Origin of the sequence: Ramlibacter humi, assembly GCF_004681975.1 — a bacterium.
GTDB lineage: Bacteria > Pseudomonadota > Gammaproteobacteria > Burkholderiales > Burkholderiaceae_C > Ramlibacter > Ramlibacter humi.
The window spans coordinates 34,220-54,023 of record NZ_SMLK01000011.1 but is presented as its reverse complement, the minus strand read 5'-3'; the positions used below and the strand labels follow the sequence as shown (position 1 = coordinate 54,023).

General features: G+C 69.5%; 23 protein-coding genes. 7 read left to right on the top strand and 16 right to left on the bottom strand.

Features of this window, described 5'->3' with window-relative positions; translation table 11 throughout:
- Positions 1-125: 125 nt before the first annotated feature.
- Genes EZ216_RS20495 through EZ216_RS20475 form a run of 5 tightly spaced genes read right to left on the bottom strand, consistent with a single transcriptional unit; the run spans position 126 to position 3,829 of the window.
- Positions 126-1,286 (bottom strand): D-alanyl-D-alanine carboxypeptidase family protein, encoded by a 1,161-nt coding sequence (locus EZ216_RS20495; protein WP_135251661.1) that lies wholly within the window; start codon positions 1,284-1,286, stop codon positions 126-128.
- A 14-nt stretch (positions 1,287-1,300) separates the two neighbouring features.
- On the bottom strand, positions 1,301-1,927 hold the full coding sequence (locus EZ216_RS20490) for an alpha/beta hydrolase (RefSeq protein WP_135251660.1): 627 nt from the start codon (positions 1,925-1,927) through the stop codon (positions 1,301-1,303).
- Positions 1,927-2,271, bottom strand: coding sequence for a (2Fe-2S) ferredoxin domain-containing protein (locus tag EZ216_RS20485; RefSeq protein WP_135251659.1), 345 nt, complete (start codon positions 2,269-2,271; stop codon positions 1,927-1,929). Before EZ216_RS20485 ends, EZ216_RS20490 begins: the two co-directional genes overlap by 1 nt.
- On the bottom strand, positions 2,268-3,395 hold the full coding sequence (locus tag EZ216_RS20480) for a VanZ family protein (protein ID WP_135251658.1): 1,128 nt from the start codon (positions 3,393-3,395) through the stop codon (positions 2,268-2,270). Before EZ216_RS20480 ends, EZ216_RS20485 begins: the two co-directional genes overlap by 4 nt.
- A gap of 11 nt (positions 3,396-3,406) precedes the next feature.
- On the bottom strand, positions 3,407-3,829 hold the full coding sequence (locus tag EZ216_RS20475) for a CopD family protein (protein WP_135251657.1): 423 nt from the start codon (positions 3,827-3,829) through the stop codon (positions 3,407-3,409).
- A gap of 266 nt (positions 3,830-4,095) precedes the next feature.
- Here EZ216_RS20475 and hemB point away from each other — a divergent pair, with 266 nt between their 5' ends.
- On the top strand, positions 4,096-5,097 hold the full coding sequence (hemB, locus tag EZ216_RS20470; protein WP_135251656.1) for a porphobilinogen synthase: 1,002 nt from the start codon (positions 4,096-4,098) through the stop codon (positions 5,095-5,097).
- A gap of 10 nt (positions 5,098-5,107) precedes the next feature.
- On the top strand, positions 5,108-6,220 hold the full coding sequence (locus EZ216_RS20465; RefSeq protein WP_135251655.1) for a magnesium transporter CorA family protein: 1,113 nt from the start codon (positions 5,108-5,110) through the stop codon (positions 6,218-6,220).
- Positions 6,221-6,238: 18 nt separating this feature from the next.
- Here EZ216_RS20465 and EZ216_RS20460 read toward each other — a convergent pair whose 3' ends face one another.
- From EZ216_RS20460 to EZ216_RS20445, 4 genes are read right to left on the bottom strand one after another with little or no spacing between them, the layout of a single operon-like run.
- On the bottom strand, positions 6,239-6,889 hold the full coding sequence (locus EZ216_RS20460) for a glutathione S-transferase family protein (RefSeq protein ID WP_135251654.1): 651 nt from the start codon (positions 6,887-6,889) through the stop codon (positions 6,239-6,241).
- Positions 6,886-7,770: an amidohydrolase gene (locus EZ216_RS20455; protein WP_135251653.1), complete on the bottom strand. Its 885-nt coding sequence runs from the start codon at positions 7,768-7,770 to the stop codon at positions 6,886-6,888. The genes EZ216_RS20460 and EZ216_RS20455 overlap by 4 nt, the downstream gene beginning before the upstream one ends.
- Positions 7,767-8,450, bottom strand: coding sequence for a dienelactone hydrolase family protein (locus EZ216_RS20450; RefSeq protein WP_135251652.1), 684 nt, complete (start codon positions 8,448-8,450; stop codon positions 7,767-7,769). The genes EZ216_RS20455 and EZ216_RS20450 overlap by 4 nt, the downstream gene beginning before the upstream one ends.
- Before the next feature lies 1 nt (position 8,451).
- The gene (locus EZ216_RS20445) at positions 8,452-9,063 is read right to left on the bottom strand and encodes a 2-hydroxychromene-2-carboxylate isomerase (RefSeq protein ID WP_135251651.1); all 612 of its coding nucleotides are present in this window, start codon (positions 9,061-9,063) and stop codon (positions 8,452-8,454) included.
- 72 nt (positions 9,064-9,135) lie between these two features.
- Here EZ216_RS20445 and EZ216_RS20440 point away from each other — a divergent pair, with 72 nt between their 5' ends.
- The 3 genes from EZ216_RS20440 to EZ216_RS20430 are packed head-to-tail and all read left to right on the top strand — an operon-like array spanning position 9,136 to position 10,986.
- Positions 9,136-9,882 carry an SDR family oxidoreductase gene (locus tag EZ216_RS20440; protein ID WP_135251650.1) on the top strand — a complete coding sequence of 249 codons (747 nt, stop codon included), beginning with the start codon at positions 9,136-9,138 and terminating at the stop codon, positions 9,880-9,882.
- On the top strand, positions 9,882-10,349 hold the full coding sequence (locus EZ216_RS20435; RefSeq protein WP_135251649.1) for a MaoC family dehydratase: 468 nt from the start codon (positions 9,882-9,884) through the stop codon (positions 10,347-10,349). The genes EZ216_RS20440 and EZ216_RS20435 overlap by 1 nt, the downstream gene beginning before the upstream one ends.
- Before the next feature lie 4 nt (positions 10,350-10,353).
- Complete coding sequence (locus EZ216_RS20430) at positions 10,354-10,986, top strand: MarC family protein (protein WP_135251648.1); 633 nt, start codon at positions 10,354-10,356, stop codon at positions 10,984-10,986.
- Here EZ216_RS20430 and EZ216_RS20425 read toward each other — a convergent pair.
- Genes EZ216_RS20425 through EZ216_RS20405 form a run of 5 tightly spaced genes read right to left on the bottom strand, consistent with a single transcriptional unit; the run spans position 10,958 to position 15,172 of the window.
- Complete coding sequence (locus EZ216_RS20425; RefSeq protein WP_135251647.1) at positions 10,958-11,605, bottom strand: Crp/Fnr family transcriptional regulator; 648 nt, start codon at positions 11,603-11,605, stop codon at positions 10,958-10,960. The two genes, EZ216_RS20430 and EZ216_RS20425, sit on opposite strands and share 29 nt — an antisense overlap.
- On the bottom strand, positions 11,602-12,252 hold the full coding sequence (locus EZ216_RS20420) for an ABC-type transport auxiliary lipoprotein family protein (RefSeq protein ID WP_135251646.1): 651 nt from the start codon (positions 12,250-12,252) through the stop codon (positions 11,602-11,604). Before EZ216_RS20420 ends, EZ216_RS20425 begins: the two co-directional genes overlap by 4 nt.
- Entirely contained in the window at positions 12,249-13,205 is a 957-nt protein-coding gene (locus tag EZ216_RS20415; protein ID WP_135251645.1) for an MlaD family protein, read from the bottom strand. Before EZ216_RS20415 ends, EZ216_RS20420 begins: the two co-directional genes overlap by 4 nt.
- Positions 13,206-13,223: 18 nt before the next feature.
- Complete coding sequence (locus EZ216_RS20410; protein WP_239024463.1) at positions 13,224-14,051, bottom strand: ABC transporter ATP-binding protein; 828 nt, start codon at positions 14,049-14,051, stop codon at positions 13,224-13,226.
- On the bottom strand, positions 14,051-15,172 hold the full coding sequence (locus EZ216_RS20405; protein ID WP_135251644.1) for an MlaE family ABC transporter permease: 1,122 nt from the start codon (positions 15,170-15,172) through the stop codon (positions 14,051-14,053). Before EZ216_RS20405 ends, EZ216_RS20410 begins: the two co-directional genes overlap by 1 nt.
- Before the next feature lie 130 nt (positions 15,173-15,302).
- Here EZ216_RS20405 and EZ216_RS20400 point away from each other — a divergent pair, with 130 nt between their 5' ends.
- Positions 15,303-16,844 (top strand): CoA-acylating methylmalonate-semialdehyde dehydrogenase, encoded by a 1,542-nt coding sequence (locus EZ216_RS20400; protein WP_135251643.1) that lies wholly within the window; start codon positions 15,303-15,305, stop codon positions 16,842-16,844.
- 41 nt (positions 16,845-16,885) lie between these two features.
- Positions 16,886-18,526 carry a GMC family oxidoreductase gene (locus tag EZ216_RS20395; RefSeq protein ID WP_135251642.1) on the top strand — a complete coding sequence of 547 codons (1,641 nt, stop codon included), beginning with the start codon at positions 16,886-16,888 and terminating at the stop codon, positions 18,524-18,526.
- On the opposite strand, the gene EZ216_RS20390 is transcribed toward EZ216_RS20395, so the two are convergent.
- Positions 18,510-19,313, bottom strand: coding sequence for a hypothetical protein (locus EZ216_RS20390; protein WP_135251641.1), 804 nt, complete (start codon positions 19,311-19,313; stop codon positions 18,510-18,512). The genes EZ216_RS20395 and EZ216_RS20390 overlap by 17 nt on opposite strands.
- A gap of 71 nt (positions 19,314-19,384) precedes the next feature.
- Positions 19,385-19,777 (bottom strand): hypothetical protein, encoded by a 393-nt coding sequence (locus EZ216_RS20385; protein WP_135251640.1) that lies wholly within the window; start codon positions 19,775-19,777, stop codon positions 19,385-19,387.
- Between the last annotated feature and the right edge of the window lie 27 nt (positions 19,778-19,804).

Below are 19,804 nucleotides of genomic sequence, written 5' to 3'. Positions count from 1 at the left end.
GACGGCAGCTCCTGCGCGAGCACATCGCCTGCGTTCAGGGCTCCTTGCTATGACGGCGATCCCGGACAGCAGTGCGCCTGCGCGGGAAAGACCTGCTGCGGACGCTTGCGCGCCCGTGCGGCAGGTCACTTGATCCAGAGCCGGACGGCGTCCCAGGCGCGGCCCAGGACCCCGGCCTGCTCGACCGCTTCCAGGGCAACCAAGGGCACCTCGGCCAGCGGCTTGTCGCCCGCCAGCACCCTCAGCGTGCCCACCTGCTGGCCCTTGGTGAACGGGGCCACCAGCGGGTCCGGGCGCGCCACCGCCGTCTTGATCTGCGCAGCGGTGCCGGCCGGCACCGCCACCACCACCGGCTGCGGCCGGCCCAGCTTCACGGTCTTGGCCGTGCCCTTCCAGACCTCGGGCGCGATCACCGGCTGGTCGGCGTCGAACAGCTTGATGCCCTCGTACGCCGTGTAGCCCCAGTTCAGCAGCTTCTGCGATTCGTTGGCACGGGCCAGCTCGCTGGACGTGCCCAGCACGATGGACAGCAGCCGGCGGCCCTTGAGGTTCGGGAAGTCGCGCTTGGCCGTGGCGATGAGGCAGTAGCCCGCCGCATCGGTGTGGCCGGTCTTCAGGCCGTCCACCGTCGGGTCGCGGAACAGCAGCATGTTGCGGTTCGTGTCGTTGGCCGTCGGCGTGCCCTGGTAGCGGTACTTCTTGATCGCGTAGTAGTGCAGGTACTCGGGGAAGTCCTGCATCAGGCGCGTCGCCAGGATGCTCAGGTCGCGCGCAGTGGTCGTGTGCCCCGGCTCGGTCAGGCCTTCCGGGTTCTTGTACGTGGTGGACTTCATGCCCAGGGCCTTGGCCTGGTCGTTCATCAGCTGCACGAAGCGGTCCACCGTGCCGCCCACGCCCTCGGCCAGCGCGACGGTGGCGTCGTTGCCCGACTGCACGATCATCCCCTTGATGAGGTCGTCCACCGGCACCTGCATGCTCGGGTCGATGAACATGCGCGAACCGGGCATCTTCCAGGCGCGCACGCTCACGGGCAGCGTCTGCTGCAGGTTGATCTTCTTGGCGCGCAGCGCGTCGAACACCAGGTACTGCGTCATCAGCTTGGTCAGCGACGCGGGCTCCACCGGCGAGTCGATGTCGCGGGCGGCCAGGATCTGGTTGGCGGCGCTGACGTCCAGCAGCAGGTAGCTGCGGGCGGCGATCTCGGGCGGCTGCGGCACCTGGGCGGCGGCGGCGAAGCAAAGCAGGGCGAACAAGGGCGCGATCAGCGCCTTGGCAAATCGGTTCATCAGGCGAAGGGAATTCAGGAACGGAGGTGGCGGACCACGAGGTTTCTCAGCAGCGGCAATTGTCCGTGAAAGAAGTGGCCGCCCCCGGGAATAACCGTCACCGGCAGTGACTGCGGGCGCGCCCAGTCCATGACGGATTGCAACGCGACCGTGTCATCCTGCTCGCCGTGGACCACCAGCGTGCGGTCGTGCGCGTCGGGCGGGATCACGGCGACGGAGAAGCGCTGCGCCGCGGTGCCCACCAGCACCACCTTGCGCACGTCGCGCTCGCTCCAGAACGTTTCCAGCACGTGGCTGGCGACGAAGGAACCGAACGAGAAGCCCGCCAAGGCGATCGGCCCTTCCGGCGCGAACTCGCGCACCAGGCCGCGCATGTCGTCGGCTTCCCCGCGGCCTTCGTCGTGGGTACCGGCGCTGCCGCCGACGCCGCGGAAGTTGAAGCGGATGGCGGTCCACCCGGAAAGCACGAAAGCGCGCGCCAGCGTCTGCACCACCTTGTTGTCCATGGTGCCGCCGAACAGCGGATGCGGATGCGCGATGAACGCGGTGCCCACCGGCGCCACGTCCATCGGGTCGTCGCGCAGCACGTCCAGCGCGCCGGCCGCGCCCCGCGCCTGCAGGCGGCGCGTCTGCGAATTCATCAGCGACCCAGGTGCGGCGGGGTGAGCAGGCGCTCGACCACGCGCCCGTTCTTCAGGTGCGACTCGACGATCTCGTCGATGTCCTGCTGGTCGACGTACGTGTACCAGACCGCTTCCGGGTAGACGACGGCGACGGGGCCGCCCGCGCAACGGTCGAGGCAGCCGGCCTTGTTGACGCGCACCTGGCCGGGCCCGGCCAGGCCTTGCGACTTGACCTGCGACTTGCAGCGCTCGAACGCGGCCTGGGCGCCGTGGTCGGCGCAGCAGTTCTCGCCGTTCTCACGCTTGTTCAGGCAGAAGAAGATGTGCCGCTCGTAATAGGAGGGCCGCTCGGGGGAACTCATGCCGGGATTCTAGGAGCGCGCTCGCCGGTGGAGACGCGCACCAGCACGTAAACCAGCGCGGCGTAAGGCCACAGCCAGCCAAGCCACTGGACCACGCCGTGGAAGCGGATGAAGCGCCCCTGCTCCCAGGCCTGCAGCGTGTGCGCGAAATACGCGCTGGCCGGCGCCTGGTTCAGCAGCGCCAGGTGCACCACCAGGGCCAGCATCACCAGCGCGGCGCAACCGCGCCGGGGCAGCGGCAACGCCAGCAGCGCCAGCACCAGCGCGCCCAGCAGGCCCACGCGCACCGGCAGGCTGAGCCAGGCCCACGCATGCGAAGGTCCCCAACTCAGCGCCGCCGACAGCGCGGTCGCGGCCACGCCGGTGGCGAGTACCAGCAGCGCCAGCACGGCGCGCTGCCGCCATGAGCGCATCACCGAATAGGCGAGCAGGCAAGGCACGAGGCCGCCCAGCGCCACGCAAAGCAATTCAACCCCGGGCACCAGGGGCTGCAATTCGATGTCGCGAACGGGCAGCCATTGCAGGAAAGGCGTGTCCAGCAGCCATTCGGCCACCGCGGCTTCCAGCCGTTCGAACACCTGCCCCAGGCCCAGCGGCACCGCCGCGGGAAACAGCAGGGCCACCGGCCACAGCGCCAGCAGCACGAGCGCGCCGCGGGCGTCGTCCACGAACCATCGAACGCGAAGGCGGCTCCAGTGGTCCACCGCGCCCGCTTTTTCCAGGGCCGCCGCCAGCGCGGCCCCGAGCAGCGCACCCAACGCGTTCAACGCGAAGTCCACGTTCGACGGCACGCGCTCGGGCAGGTAGGTCTGCAACGATTCCATCGAGAACGACAGCACGGCCGAGGAAAGCGCGGCGACCAGGACCGCCAGCCCCGGGCGCGGGGCCGCCGCCTGCGACCGGCGCATGAAGCTCAAGGCCAGCAGGAAGCCCAGCGGCGCATAGCCGAGCGTGTTGGAGATGAAGTCGAAGGCGGTCCAGTAGCGCGGCCAGGGACTGAACAGGAAAGCCCAGAACGCGACGCCCTGGGCGCGCCAACCCGAGAACGGGTACAGGCTGGCGTAGACGATCAGCGCCGTGTAGGCCTGCGACAGCGGCCAGGCGGAAGTCTTTCGTGCCGCCATGCGCGCCCGGATCAGAACGGCTTGACCACCACCAGCACCACCGCGGCCAGCAGCAGCAGCACCGGCACTTCGTTGAACCAGCGGTACCACTTGTGGCTGCGTTGATTGGCGCCCGCGGAGAACTTTTTCAGCAGCACCGCGCACGCATGGTGGTAGCCGATCACCAGCACCACCACCGCCAGCTTGGCGTGCAGCCAGCCGCTGCCGCGACCGATGCCATAGCCCAGCCACAGCCACAACCCGAACGCGAGCGCGGGCACGGCCAGCATCGTGGTGAAGCGCAACAGCTTGCGCGCCATCAGCAGCAGGCGGTCGCGCTCCGCGTCGGACCCCGCCGGCACCATCGCCAGGTTGACGAAGATCCGCGGCAGGTAGAACAGGCCCGCGAACCAGCTCGCGACGAACACGATGTGCAGCGCTTTGACCCAGAGCATGGGCGCCGAGTGTACGGAAGGGGTGCCGACCGGTTGCTGACGCGGCGGCACGAAAAAAAACCCCGGCGATCAAGCCGGGGTTGGGAAGCCTTTTTGCTGTCACACATTAAGGCACCCGCTCAGGGAGGAAAAGCGGGGAGCGGCAAGCCGCCCGGTCCGTAATTTAACAGGGGGCCCATGCCCTTACAAGCTGGCTCGGCCGATCCGAGCCGATGCGTTGACCGCGATGGCCAGCAGTCAGGTGGCGATGCGGCACAATTTTCGCCATGGTCCTGCATGCTCCCTATCCCCACGGCCGCCCGCGGCGGCTGCGGCGCGACACGTTCACGCGCAACCTCGTCCGCGAAAACGCGCTGTCGCCCCATGACCTGATCTATCCGGTGTTCGTGCTTGACGGCAGCAAGCGCCGCGAGCCCGTCGCGTCGATGCCCGGCGTCGAACGCCTGAGCCTCGACCTGCTGCTGCCGGTGGCCGAGGAATGCGTGAAGCTCGGCGTGCCCGTGATGGCGCTGTTCCCGGTGATCGACCCTTCGCTCAAGACCGAAGACGGCCGCGAAGCCTGGAACCCGGAAGGGCTGGTGCCGCGCGTGGTGCGCGGCCTGAAGCAACGCTTCCCCGAACTGGGCGTGATGACCGACGTCGCGCTCGACCCCTTCACCAGCCACGGCCAGGACGGCCTGCTCGATCCCACCGGCTACATCCTCAACGACGAGACGGTGGAGGTGCTGACGAAGCAGGCGCTTTCGCAGGCCGACGCCGGCGTGGACATCGTGGCGCCCAGCGACATGATGGACGGCAGGATCGGCGCCATCCGCCGCGCGCTGGAAGAACGGCAGTCGATCCACACGCGCATCATGGCTTACAGCGCCAAGTACGCCAGCGCGTTCTACGGCCCGTTCCGCGACGCGGTGGGCTCGGCCTCCAACCTGGGCAAGGCCGACAAGAAGGTCTACCAGATGGACCCGGGCAACAGCGACGAAGCGCTGCGCGAAGTCGCGATGGACATCGCCGAAGGCGCCGACATGGTGATGGTCAAGCCCGGCATGCCTTACCTGGACATCGTGCGGCGCGTGAAAGACGAATTCCGCATGCCGACGTTCGTCTACCAGGTGTCCGGCGAGTACGCGATGCTGCAGGCCGCGGCGCGCAACGGCTGGCTGGACGGCGACGCGGTGATGATGGAAAGCCTGCTCGCCTTCAAGCGGGCAGGCGCCGACGGCATCCTGACGTACTTCGCGCTGGAAGCCGCGCGCAAGCTGCGCGCCTGATCCGCCGCCGATGCAGATCGTCGAATTCACGCCGGGCACGCTTCGCTTCCTGGACACGGTGCCGCCGCAGGCGCCCGAAGGCGGATTCGTCTGGATCTACCTCGACCGCGAAGACCTCGCAGAAGCGCTGCCCGCACTTCAGTCGGCTTGCTTCCGCCTCGGCGGCTCCTCGCTGCTGGACCTGCACCTGCGCGACCTGGAAAGCGCCACGCACCCTTCGCAGTACGACTACACCTCGGTCTACGACCTGGTGATCTTCCGCCGCCTGGCCACGCCCGAGGAAGTGGACCACGAGCTGGGCAAGGGCAGTGGCCGCGATGGCCCCGCGCCCGACGGCCTGGCCAGCTTCTACCGCATCCGCACGCGCGCGGTGGGCTTCGTCGTGTACGACCGCCTGCTGGTGACGGTGCACCCGCGCGGCTGCTTCACCTCGCGCTCGTTCATCAGCCGCTACCTGTCGGACGCGGTGCAGAGCGACGGCCTGGCCGCGGCCGCCAACCGCAGCCGCCTGCCCACCAGCCCTTCGGACCTGATGCTGCGCATGGTCAACGTGATGGTGGACAGCTACCTGGAACTGCGGCGCCAGCTCAGCACCGAACTTGACCGCTGGCAGCACGAGCTGCTGCGCCCGGGCTCGGACTACCGCAACTGGAGCGCGCTGATGATCGCGCGGCGCGAGCTGCACACGCTCGAAGACCTGTGCGAGGAGCAGAACGACGCGATGCAGGAATGGCTGGACACCGCGCGCGAGCAGCCCCCGCCGGGGCTGTCGCAGGCGGAGCGCGACGGCCTGATCGCGCGCGCCCGCGACGTCATCGAACACATCCAGCGCGTGGTGCACCAGGTGCGCCGCATGGAGCAGGGCGCCGAGAGCGTGGTGCAGATCCACTTCTCGGCGCAGAGCAATCGCACCAACAACATCATGCGCACGCTCACCGCGCTCACGGCCATCTTCCTGCCGCTGAACCTGATGACCGGCATCTTCGGCATGAACTTCAGCAGCATGCCGCTGCTGCACGACCCGCTCGGCTTCTGGGCCGCCATCCTGTTCATGGTGGCGGTCGCGGGCCTGCTGGGACTGGTGTTCTGGCGCAAGCACTACCTCGCCCGCAGCGGGCGCTGAGCGTGCCGCGCCGCTCGCTCAGACGTAGGGCGGCTTCAACCCTTCGGCCGCCAGCACGCGCTGCACGGCGGGCCGGTCCAGCATGCGCTGCAGGTAGGCGCCCAGCCGTTCGCGGTCGCGCGCGCGGCCTTCGGGGAAATTGCGCGTCCAGCGGCACAGCGTGAAGAGGTACGCGTCGAGCGCGGTGTAGTGCTCGCCCATGAACCACGGGCCGGCATTGCGCACCAGCTCCTTTTCCACTTGCTGCAGCAGCGCCGTCGCCTTCGCGCGCGCATGGCGCTGGATCTCTTTCGCGGCCGCCTCGTGCCCTTCGTCCACCCAGCGCTCCGGATAGAAGTACAGGATCAGCGTGGCCTGCAGCGTGTTGGTCAGCCACATCAGCCACTTGTAGAAGTGGCTGCGCGCGGTGCTGCCCAGCGCGGGCGCAAGCCGCGCCTGCGGGTGGTGATCGGCCAGATGCAGCGTGATGGCCGCCGTTTCGTACAGCACGAGGTCACCGTCGGCCAGCACCGGCAGCAGGCCGTTCGGGTTCAGGCGCAGGTACTCAGGCCGCTTGTGCGCGTCCACCGCACGATCGACCAGCACACGCCGGTACGGCACGCCGATTTCTTCCAGCAGGATGTGCGGGACCATGGCCGCGGTGCTGGGGTAGTAGTGCAGTTCGATCATGGTGGCGACACTCCGAACAGGCCTGCGGCGTTGCCCCACGCGATGCGCTGCGCCACGTCCGGCGGCAGGCCGCCCAGCCAGGCGCGGTAGCCCTTCATCAGCTCGTCGTAGTACTGCCAGCGCTGGACGACCCAGGTGTCGGAGCCGATCACGAAGCGGCCGGGGTACTTCAGCAGCAGCGTGCGCCATTCGGGGCACAACTGCCCGTCCTCGCAGGTCAGACCCGGCCGGTACGACAACTCGCCCATCAGGAGCGGATAGCGCGCCATCAGCTGGTCCACACGCGCCACGGGCGTCCCGCCGATGCCAGTGTGCGCCCAGATCACGCGCGCCTTCTGCCCACGCGACGGCGTGTTGGCCATCAGCAGGTCGATGGCCGCGTCGTCCACGTGCGCCAGCACCGCGAGCTGTTTCTCCTCGGCCAGCTGCATCAGCTGCTTCGCCACGGGTCCGTTCGCGTTGGCGCTGTCGTACAGGTGGAATTCGCCGATGCCGCGGAAAGGTCCCGCGGCGGTTCCTTTCGCCAGTTCCGACTGCACCATCGTGTAGATGCCGGGATCGCGGAACCAGTTGTTGTAATCGTCGCGGTTGCGGTAGAGGCGCACGAACGGCACCACCGTCACGCCCGCCGCCTGGGTCTGCGGCGACGCGGCCAGCTTGTGCGTGCCGTCGTTGGGCCGCGAGTTGGCGACGATGGCGCGCACGCCGTTGCGCTTCATGCGCGCCAGCACGTCGTCCAGCGGATGCGGGCCGTCGTACGCCTCGACGTTGTAGTGCAGGTGCGCGTCGAACAGCGGGCCGGCGTAGTCGGCGGCCAGCGCCGCGCACGCCGCCAGCCCGAGCGTCGCAGCGGCGACGAAGCGCGCGAGCGGCGCCTTCACGCCAGGTGCTTGGTGAAGAAGTACAGCGAGCGCTCGCGCGCCGTCCTGGCGGCCGATGCGTCGTAGGAGCCGCGCTGGTCGCAGTTGAAGCCGTGGTCGGCGGCGTAGACGTGCACCTCGACCTCCGGGTGCGCCTTCTCGAACGCCTTCACCGATTCCATGGAGATCCAGTGGTCCTTCTCGCCGAAGTGCGACATCACCGGCACCTTGGGCTTGCGCGCGGCCTCCTCCGGCGTGGTCATCCCGCCGCCGTAATAAGTCACCGCGGCGGACAGGCCGTCGAGCGTGCACGCCGAACGCCAGGACAAGAGGCCGCCCCAGCAGTAGCCGACGATGCCCACCTTGCCGCCTTGCGCGGCGTGCCTGATCGCTGCCTGGATGTCCTGCAGCACGCCGGGCGCGGGCAGGCTTTCCACCTGCGCCTTCAGCGCCTGGCCGGCACCCATGTCGTCTTGCGAGTACCCCAGCTCCACGCCCGGCTTCACGCGGTGGAACGTGGCGGGCGCGACAGCCAGGAAGCCGTCCTTCGCGTAACCGTCGGCCACCGAGCGGATGTGCGAGTTGACGCCGAAGATTTCCTGCAGCACCACGATGGCGCCGCGCGGCGCGCCCGCGGGCTGCGCCACGTAGGCGGGAAAGCTGAAGCCGTCGGCGGCTTGGAGGTCGGTGAAGGCGCCCATGTCAGTCTCCTTTCGGTTCGGAAAGCTTGCGTTGCAGGAAATCCAGGCGGTCCTGGCCCCAGAAAATCTCGCCGTCCACGACGTAGCTGGGGGCGCCGAAGACGCCCGCCTCGAGGGCGGCGGCGGTGTATTCGTCGTAGCGCTGCTGCGCGGCCGCCTCGCGCGACTGCGCCAGGCGCTCGGCCGCGAGGCCGTTCTCGGAGAGCAGTTGCGCCAGTGTCTCGGCACTGGCGATATCGCGCTCCTGCTGCCACAGCGCAGACGACACCGCGCCGGCCAGGCGCAGCGCCGCCTCGTCGCCGTCGGCTTGCGCCACAGCAAGGATCAGCCGCGAGGCGTCGTCGCCGTTGACGGGGAAGAAGCGCGGCTGCACGTTCATCGTCACGCCCAAGTGGTCGGAGAAGCGGCGCAGTTCCACCAGTCGGTAGGCCTGGCGCTGCGGCGCCCGCTTGCCCAGGGGCAGCCCGCCGCTGGCGGGAAAGATGCGGCCGAAGTCCACCGGCCGCACGCTCACCTTGGCGCCCGCTTCGCGCGCGATGCGCACGAAGCGCTCGTGACCGAGGAAAGCCCACGGGCTTTGCGTGGCGAAGTAGTAGTCGATGGCCGCGGCCAATCCCGTCTCCTGGTGCCCTGAGAAGGGCGTGTTGTATCGTAGCCGCCGTTATCAGTGCGCAGGAGTCGGCAATTGGAACGGGTGGTCCTGGTCACGGGCGGCAGCCGCGGCATCGGTGCGGCAACCGCGAAACTGGCCGCGCAGCGCGGCTGGTCGGTCGCGGTGAACTACGCCTCGAACGCTTCCGCAGCGGATGAGGTGGTGCAGGCGGTGCGCGCGGCGGGGCGCCGCGCCATCGCGGTCCAGGCCGACGTGGCCGACGAAGCGCAGGTCATGCGCATGTTCGAGGCGGTGGACGCGCAGCTCGGCCGCGTGACCGACCTGGTGAACAACGCCGGCGTGGTAGACCAGGCCCAGCGCGTCGAGGACATGAGCGGCGAGCGCCTGCAGCGCATGTTCGGCATCAACGTCATCGGCTCCATCCTCTGCGCGCGCGAAGCCGTCCGCCGCATGAGTACGAAGCGCGGCGGACCCGGCGGCGCCATCGTCAACCTGTCCAGCGCGGCTTCGCGCCTGGGCGCCCCGGGCCAATACGTGGACTACGCCGCGGCCAAGGGCGCCATCGACGCTTTCACCGTCGGCCTGGCCAAGGAGGTCGCGGCCGAGGGGATCCGCGTCAACGCGGTGCGGCCCGGCCTGATCGAAACCGAGATCCACGCGTCCGGCGGCATCCCCGATCGCGTGCAGAAGCTCGCGCACCAGGTGCCCATGGCGCGCGGCGGCACCGCCGAGGAAGTGGCGCAGGCGATCCTGTGGCTGATGTCGCCGGAAGCCAGCTACACGACCATGAGCCTGGTCGACGTGTCGGGAGGACGGTGATGGCGATCCGCTGGTATTGGGAAGACCTGCAACCGGGCAGCGTGCGCGAGCTGGGCACGATCACCCCGACGCGCGAAGAGATCGTCGACTTCGCCACCAAGTTCGATCCGCAGCCGTTCCACCTGGACGAGGAAGCAGCGCGGCACTCGGTGTTCGGCGCGCTGTGCGCGAGCGGCTGGCACACGTGCGCGATGGCCATGCGGCTGACGGTCGACAACTTCCTGCGCGAGTCCAGCAGCATGGGCTCGCCGGGGCTGGAGAACGTGAAGTGGCTCAAGCCGGTGTACCCCGGCGACACGCTCACGCTGCGCCACCGCACGCTGGAATCGCGGCCGCTGAACAGCAAGCCCGACCTGGGGCTGGTGCGCTCGGTGTGGGAGATGTTCAACCAGCGCGGCGAGCAGGTACTGCACATGGAAGGCTATGGCATGTTCCGCCGCCGCACGCCGGCGCAGCCGGCGGCCTGAGCGCATGGACTTCAAGCCGCTGATCACGCTGCTGGCGGTGGTGAACCCACTGGCCATCGTTCCCTTCTTCATCCACTACACCGAAGGCTTCTCGGCGCGGCAGCGGCGCGAGACGGTGATCACTTCGTCGTTCACCGCGTTCATGGTCATCGCCATCAGCGCGCTGCTCGGCCTGCAGGTGCTGGAGTTCTTCGGCATCTCGCTGGCCAGCTTCCAGGTGGGCGGCGGCATGCTGCTGCTGGTCAGCTCGCTGAACATGCTGAACGCGCGGCCGGCGGAAGCCAAGCCGGCGACGCACGACCTGGAAGACGGCGCGCAGAAGGCGGCGATGGGTGCCAGCATCGCGGTGGTGCCGCTCACCATCCCGCTGCTCACAGGCCCCGCCACCATCTCCACGGTGGTGATCTACGCCGAGCGCGCCAAGACGTTCTGGCAGCTGTCGGTGCTGGTGGGCTACGGCGTGGTGATCGGGCTGGCGACGGCGATCTGCTTCGCGCTGGCCGAGCCCATCGCGCGCGTGCTGGGCAAGACAGGCATCAGCGTGATGACGCGGCTGATGGGCCTGATCCTCGCCGCGCTGGCCGTGGAAGTGATGGCCGTCGGCCTGCTCAAACTGTTTCCGGCCCTGGGCCACTAGCCCGCGGGGCCTTGTCCGCCAGGTGGCGGATCAGCTGGTTGCTGGTGTTGCGAAGGCGCTGGGCCAGCAGCTGCGTCAGCTTCACCAGCACCTTGGCGCCGACGGCGGGGTTGTCGGTGATCAGCTTCGCCACCGCGCCGCGCGTGAGCACGGCCGCTTCGACGTCGCTCAGCGCCCAGCAGCTGGCGTAGCGCGGCTCGCCATCCAGCATCGACATCTCGCCCAGCGCGGCGCCGGCGCGCAGCACCGCCAGCCGCGTCGTGGTTTCGTTCAAGTCGCCATCGGGGTTGTATTCCGCGTCCACCTTGCGCTTGCCCACGTCCACCGTGCCGGACAGCAGCAGCAGCATCCAGTCGCTGGCATCGTCTTCGGCGATCAGCACCTGCCCGGCGCGGGCGCGGATCTGCACCATGGCTTCGCCCAGAACGTCGGCCTCTTCCGGCGTGAAGTCCTGCAGGAACACCGATTCCCGCAACAGGTCGCGGCGCGCCGAGAGGCGTTCGCACGGGCCGACCACTTCCAGCCCCGCGGCCTCCAGCTCCTCGCGCACCGAGCGGCGCGGCGCCACGCCGTCGACCAGCTGCGCGGCGCCGTTGACAGCGGCAGCCCTGTCGTTCATCGGGCCGCGGCCCTCGCCTGCTGCAGCCACTGGCCGATGTCGGCGGCCGCGGCGTCGGTGGCCTCGGTCAGCGCACGCACGCCGCCCGACGCATCGGGCGTCGGCGCGTTGCCCTGCACCGCGATGCTGCGCTGGTCCAGCAGCTGCTCGCCCGAAGCGGTGCTGCGGAACAGCGTGGCGCGCAGGCGCAGCACGCCGCGGCTGCGGTCCGGGCTGTCGAACACGTGCGCGAATTCCTCCAGCTCCATGCGCAAGATGTACAGCGGCCGGCTGTCGTCGCGTACCAGCGTGGCGCTCTCGTCCAGGTTCAGCACCGGCCGCTCGCGGCCCAGTTGCTGGCGCAGCCGCTGGCGCACCAGTTGCGGCGGCGGCGCGCTCCAGCGCGACTGCGAATACGCGCGCAGCTGGTAATCGTCGGTGTAGCCCAGGCGGTACAGCACGGCCGAGCCTTCCAGCGCGCCCGACGCCTCGATCTCCGGCAGCACCAGCGCGAAGTATGGCGCCGGCCGTTCCACGCGGGTGGTGAGATGCGGCAACGGTCCCATGTCGAACAGCGCGGGGCGCTGCGGCTTGTCGATCAGGTTGGCGCAGCCGGCGAGCGCGGCCAGCGCGAGCGCCGCCGCGGCGGCCATGAGTGGGCGGTTCATCGTTTCCCTCCAGGCGCCGTGAAGCCTTCCTCGCCCGGTCCCGGATCGATGCGGCCGGTGCCGAAGATCAGGGCTTGCGGGTTGTCGTTGATGCCGTTGACGGTGCGGCTGAGCTGCCGCACCGCGCGCGAAGTCTCTTCGGTCACCTTGTTCACGCGCGGCAGCGTGGCGGCGTTGAAGGCATCGGCCGCATGCGACAGCGATTCGGTGCCTTCGGCCAGCCGGTCCATCGGGCCGCCTTTCGAGTTCAGCCGCGCGATGGTCTTGCGCGCCTCGTCCGACGTGTCGCGCAGCGAAGCCAGCGCGGAATCGGTGCGCTTGACCAGCGAGGGGATGTCCACCCGCTGCGGGCCGAACTGCGCGGTGAGCGTCGCGTCCAGGTTGTTCGCCAGCTTGGTGACGCTGGCCGCGGCCTCCGAGACGCTCTCGACGGCGCCGGTGATCTTCTTCTGGTTGGGATCGGACAGCAGCGTGTTCACCTTCGTGGTGATCTGCTCCACCTGGTCCAGGATGACCTCGCCGCGCGAGGCCAGCTTCTGCAGCAGGCCCGGCTTGAGCGGGATGCGCGGCGGCGCCTCGTCGTTGGGCTGCAGCTTCTGCGCCGGCTTGCCGGTGTCGTCCAGCTGCACGAAGGCCAGGCCGGTCACGCCCTGGAACGACAGCGTGGCGAAGGTGTCGCTGGTGACGGGCGTGCCGCGGGCCACGTCCAGGCGCACCAGCACGTTGCCTTGCGCCTTGGGGTCGAAGCCGATGCTCGTGACCTTGCCCACGTCCACGCCGCGGTAGCGCACCGGCGCCTGCGCCTGCAGGCCGGTGACCGCTTCGCGCGTGGAGATCTCGTAGGCGTCGTGCGCGCCCGAATCGCGGGTGAGCCACGCGCCCAGCAGGAGAAGCAGGCCGGTGACCACGACCACGAACACGCCGGCGGCGAGGGCATGGGCTTTGTTTTCCATCGGTACTCCTTGGGCCTTTCAGACCGCGAACGGGTATTCGCGCAGCAGTTCCATCGCCCGCTGGCCGCGCGGCCCGAGGAAGAAATCATGCACAAAGGGATGCTGGAACGCGATGACCTGTTTGGGTGGGCCGGTCATGATGATGCGGCGCTCGGCCAGCACCGCGATGCGGGTGGACAGCTCGAACAGCGTGTCCAGGTCATGCGTGACCATGATCACCGTCAGCGCCAGGTCGCGGTGCAGCGCGCGCAGCAGGGTCACGAAGCCGTCGGAGCTTTCCGGGTCCAGGCCCGCGGTGGGCTCGTCCAGCAGCAGCAGCGGCGGGTCCATGATCAGCGCGCGCGCCAGCGCCACCCGCTTGATCATGCCGCCGGACAGGTCGGACGGCATCTTGGCGCCGTCCTCCGGCTTCAGGCCCACCATCTGCAGCTTCACCATCGCCGCTTCGTAGATCAGCGCCTTGGGCAGGGTGCGCAGTTCCATCAGCGGGAACGCGATGTTCTCCAGCACGGTGAAGGCGGAGAACAGCGCGCCATGCTGGAACAGCATGCCCACGCGGCTGGCCGCGCCGCGCTGGCCGAGTTCCGCCACCGGCCTTCCCAGCACGTCGATGCGTCCCGCGGCGGGACGTTCCAGTCCCAGGATCTGCCGCAGCAGCACGGTCTTGCCGGTGCCCGAGCCGCCCACCAGCGACACGACCTCGCCGCGCTGCACGCTGAAGTCCAGGTGGTCGTGCACCACGAACTTGCGCCCGGGCAATTCGAACTCGGTGCGCAGCCCGCGGATCTCCACCATCGGCGTGCCCGGCGCGGGCAGCAGCGGCGCGGCCATCTGGCGCGCGGCCATCAGAAACCGACCTCCTGGAAGGCGATGGCGAACAGCGCGTCCACCAGGATCACCACGGTGATGGAGCTCACCACCGAAGCCGTCGTGCCCTGGCCCAGCGACTGCGTGTTCGGCTCCACGGCCAGGCCGTAGTGGCAGCCGATCAGCGCGATGAGCACGCCGAACACCATGGACTTGGAGGTGGCCAGAACCAGGTTGCCGATCTGCACCGCGCTGGGCAGCGCGTTGAGGAAGAACGTGGGCGTGATGCCCAGCGAGGCGTCGGCCGCCAGCATGCCGCCCGCCAGCGCGCAGAGCGTGGTCCAGATGCTCACCAGCGGCATGGCGAACGCCAGCGCCATGGCGCGCGGCAACACCAGGCGGAAGCTGTGCGAGATGCCCATCACGCTCATGGCGTCCAGCTCATCGGTGACGCGCATGACGCCGATCTGCGCGGTGATCGACGAACCCGACCGGCCCGCCACCAGGATGGCCGCCAGCATCGGCCCCAGCTCGCGGATCAGCGCCACGCCCAGGATGTTGACGATGTACGAATCGGCGCCGAACTGGCGCAGTTGCTTGGCGGTGAGGTAGGCCAGCACCACGCCGATGAGGAAGCCGACCAGCGCCGTGATGGGCAGCGCCGTGGCGCCGATGTGGTACAGGTGGCCCGAGAAGTCGCGCCACGGGCCTTCGTGCGGCGCGCGCCCCAGCCGGAACACGTCCAGCAGCAGTTGGCCGGCCAGCCGCACGAACTCGCGCACCGCGAGCGTCTTCTCCAGCACCACTTCGCCCAGCGCCAGGTACTGGCGGCGCCAGCTTAGGCGCCGGCGCGGCGGCTGCGGAGTCGTGAACTGCTCCACCCGCTCCAGCACGGTTTTCTGCGCCGGCAGGAGGTCCAGGTGGTCCGGGCGCTTCTGGCCCCATTGGTCCCACAGCAGTTGCGCGCCGACGTGGTCGAGCTGCTCGACGCCGCGCAAATCCCAGGCCGCCTGGCCGCCACCCGCCGCGGACAGCTGGCCGCGCACTTGCGCCAGCAGGCCCGGCCGCGCGAACTGCGCCGCGGTCCACTGGCCCAGCACCTTGACAGGGCCGCCCTCCCCGGAGCCGGTCTCGATGCGGGGAAGAGTGGGTTCCTGCATGGTGGAGTTGTAAGAAGTTGCAATGCTAACGGCATGCCTGCCCGGAAGCCTCGATCCCGGCCAGCGGTGGCGCGGGGGTGTGGCGCGCCGTAGACTGGCGGCCCTCGAGCCTCCTGCAAGACCCCCGATCATGAACGCACCCGATTCCACCCGCGCCGCAGGCACCGTCGCTTCCATCGACCACTGGATCGACGGCAAGGTCGTCCCCGGCCAGAGCGGCCGCACGGCCGACGTCTTCAATCCCGCCAGCGGCAAGGTCACCGGCAAGGTGGCCCTGGCCAGCAACGCCGAGGTGGCCAAGGCCGTGGCCAGCGCGCAGGCCGCCTTCCCGAAGTGGGCCGAGACGCCGCCGATCCGCCGCGCCCGTGTGATGTTCAAGTTCCTGGAACTGCTGAACCAGCACCGCGACGAGCTGGCCGCCGCCATCACCGCCGAGCACGGCAAGGTGCTGTCCGACGCGCAGGGCGAAGTCACCCGCGGCATCGACATCGTGGAATTCGCCTGCGGCATCCCGCAGCTGCTCAAGGGCCAGTACACCGACCAGGTGTCCACCGGCATCGACAACTGGACGATGCGCCAGCCGCTGGGCGTGGTGGCCGGCATCACGCCCTTCAACTTCCCGTGCATGGTGCCGATGTGGATGTACCCGGTGGCCATCGCCGCGGGTAATGCTTTCATCCTCAAGCCCAGCCCGCTGGACCCGACGGCGTCGATCCTGATGGCGCGCCTTCTGAAGGAAGCCGGCCTGCCCGACGGCATCTTCAACGTGGTGCAGGGCGACAAGGAATCCGTGGACGCGCTGCTGGAGCACCCGGACGTGAAGGCCGTGTCCTTCGTCGGCTCCACCGCGGTCGCGCAGAAGATCTACGAGACGGGCGCGCGGCATGGCAAGCGAGTGCAGGCGTTGGGCGGGGCCAAGAACCACATGGTGGTGATGCCCGATGCCGACATGGACCAGGCAGTGGACGCGCTGATCGGCTCCGCTTTCGGTTCGGCCGGCGAGCGCTGCATGGCCATCTCGCTGGGCGTGCTGGTGGGCGACGCCGCAGACAGGATCATGCCGATGCTGGCCGAGCGCACGAAGCAGCTGAAGGTGAAGAACGGCGTCGAGTCGGACGCGGAGATGGGCCCCATCGTCAGCCGCGCCGCGGCCGACCGCATCACCGGCTACATCGGCACCGGCGCGCAGGAAGGCGCGAAGCTGGTCGTCGACGGCCGCGGCTTCAAGGGCGCGATGGCCGGCGCGGGCTGCGACAACGGTTTCTGGGTGGGCGGCACGCTGTTCGACAACGTCACGCCGGACATGAAGATCTACAAGGAAGAGATCTTCGGTCCCGTGCTGGGCTGCGTGCGCGTGAAGGACCTGGCGGAAGCCACCGCGCTGATCAACTCGCACGAGTACGGCAACGGCGTGTCGCTGTTCACCCGCGACGGCAACACCGCGCGCGAGTTCTCGCGCCGCGTGCAGGTGGGCATGGTCGGCGTCAACGTGCCGATCCCGGTGCCGATGGCCTGGCATGGCTTCGGCGGCTGGAAGAAGAGCCTGTTCGGCGACATGCACGCGTACGGCGAGGAAGGCGTGCGGTTCTACACGAAGCAGAAGTCGATCATGCAGCGCTGGCCCGAATCGATCGGCAAGGGCGCCGAGTTCGTCATGCCGACCGCCAACTGACACCGCGGCAGCGGCGCCCAGACGCCGCGCCTGGAGGAGACATGAGCGACACCACGTTCGACTACGTGATCATCGGCGCCGGCACGGCGGGCTGCCTGCTCGCCAACCGGCTGTCGAAGGACCCGGCCAACCGGGTGCTGCTGATCGAAGCGGGCCGCAAGGACGACTACCACTGGATCCACATCCCGGTGGGCTACCTGTACTGCATCGGCAACCCGCGCACCGACTGGCTGTACAGCACCGAGCCCGACGCAGGCCTCAACGGCCGCGCCCTGCGCTACCCGCGCGGCAAGACGCTGGGCGGCTGCTCCAGCATCAACGGCATGATCTACATGCGCGGCCAGTCGCGCGACTACGACGGCTGGGCGCAGATGACGGGCGACGCCGGCTGGCGCTGGGACAACTGCCTGCCCTACTTCAAGAAGCACGAGGACTACTACCAGGGCGCCGACGAACTGCACGGCGCGGGCGGCGAATGGCGCGTGGAACGCCAGCGGCTGCGCTGGGACGTGCTGGACGCTTTCGCGAAAGCCGCGCAGGAAGCGGGCGTGCCGCACACCGAAGACTTCAACCGCGGCAACAACGAAGGCGTGGGCTACTTCCAGGTGAACCAGCGCAACGGCTGGCGCTGGAACACGGCCAAGGCTTTCCTGCGGCCCACCTGCTACGGCCGGCCGAACTTCGAGATGTGGACCAACGCGCACGTCAAGCGCCTGCGCGTGGAGCGCGGTGCGAACGGCACGCGACGCTGCACCGGCCTGGAAGTGTGGACCGGGCACGAGATGGCCAGCGTGCAGGCCACGCGCGAAGTGCTGCTGTGCGCGGGCAGCATCGGATCACCCCAGCTGCTGCAGCTGTCGGGCATCGGTCCCGCGGACTTGCTGCGCCGGCACGGCGTGGACGTGGTGCACGACCTGCCCGGCGTGGGCGAGAACCTGCAGGACCACCTGCAGATCCGCGCGGTGTTCAAGGTGCAGGGCGTGCAGACGCTCAACACGCTGGCCAACAGCTGGCATGGCAAGGCGCGCATCGGCCTGCAATACCTGCTGACGCGCAGCGGGCCGATGAGCATGGCGCCCTCGCAGCTGGGCGCGTTCACGCGCAGCTCGCCGGAGCATGCGTGGCCGAACGTGGAGTACCACGTGCAGCCGCTCAGCCTGGACGCGTTCGGCGACCCGCTGCATTCGTTCAATGCCTTCACCGCCAGCGTCTGCAACCTGAACCCCACCAGCCGCGGCTTCGTGCGCATCCGCTCGCCGAAGTTCGACGAAGCCCCCGCCATCGCGCCGAACTACCTGAGCACGCCGGAAGACCGGCAGGTGGCGGCCGATTCGCTGCGCCTCACGCGCCGCATCTGCGCGCAGCCCGCGCTGGCGAAGTACCAGCCGCAGGAGTGGCGGCCCGGCGTGCAGTACCAGAGCGACGAGGAACTGGCGCGGCTGGCCGGCGACATCGCCACCACCATCTTCCACCCGGTGGGCACGACGAAGATGGGCCGCGACGACGACCCGATGGCGGTGCTCGATTCGCGCCTGCGCGTGCGGGGCGTCTCCGGGTTGCGCGTGGTGGATGCGGGCGCGATGCCCACCATCACCAGCGGCAACACCAACTCGCCGACGCTGATGATGGCCGAGAAGGCCGCCGAGTGGGTGCTGCAGGACGCCGCTAGAAGCGGCGCGTGAGCGTCAGGCCCAGGTCGCGGGTCGACAGCTTCGGCTGGAACAGCGTGGTGCCGGGCACCGGCACGCCGCGCAGCGAGACCGGCACGGGCAGGCTGGCAGCCTGCGACAGGCGCCGCCATTCCAGGCCCCACGACCACGGCGAGTCCGGCGCCGTGGCCACCAGCCGCAGCACGATCGCGCGCTGCTGACCGGCTTCCAGCGAAGTGGTATCCAGCACGCCGTGGAAATCCACCTTGAGGTTGTGCGCCAGGCTCGCGCGCACTTCCGGCTCGGCCCGGATCCACCAGCCCGCGGGGCCCTGCCACTCGGGGCTGCGCCAGCGCAGCACCAGCCACACGGCGTCGGCGGTTTCCGCCAGGCCGCCGGCGACAGCCGTGCCGCGGATGCCGCGGTACTGCCGCTGCCAGCCCGCGCCGGCCCACAGCTCGCCCCACGGCGCCGGTGCATGCGGCCGCACCAGGAAGCTGGCGCCGCCCTCGACGTGCCGCGTGGTGGTGCGCAGCGGCGCACCGGCTTGCGTGCGGCCGTCGTAATCGAGATCGCCTCCGGCCAGCTCACCACGCACCGCGAACGCACCATCGCCGGGCAGCGGATGCGTGGCTTGCAGCTGCACGCGTGCGAGAGGCCCCGTCTCGGTGAGCAGCGTGCCGCCCGTGGCGGTGCGCTCGACCAGCCGGCGGTGCAGGACGGACCCGGTCACTTCGTACGACCAGGGCGATGGCTGCGCCCACGTGCCCGCACTGGCGCAGGCGAGCAGGACGGCGACGGTGATGCGGGAAGCGGGCAACGGCGGGACGGCGCCGGGCGCCGCGGTCGATCCCGGCGAGGCGCCGGGGCCGCGGCATTATCGCAGCGCGATCAGCGGATGCCGCCGACGTAGCGCGACGTGGCCGGCGCGGGCGCCGGCCCGCGTGAAGACTCCAGCAGAGAATCGGCGAAGCCGGAAGCAGGGCTGACCGAATCGGGCCCCGGCTCACCGGCCGGCCGCTGCTTCAACGCCTGCACCGCGGCCTGCACCAGCGGGCGGGTCGCGCCATCGGTGGGCTGGGCCAGAGCCAGCTCCAGCTTGGCGGCCCATTCGGCCAGCTCGGGCGCCTTTTCTTCCTGCGCCTTCACGCGCGAGAAGCGCACGATCTCGGCGGCGTATTCCGCGTTCTGCGCCATCCACTCCGTGTCGGTCACGCGGCCGGTCTTGCGACGCAGCAGCACGTGCAGGTGGGCGGCAATCGCAACTTTCTCGCTGGCCAGCATCTCCACACCTCCGCAATCGATGGATCT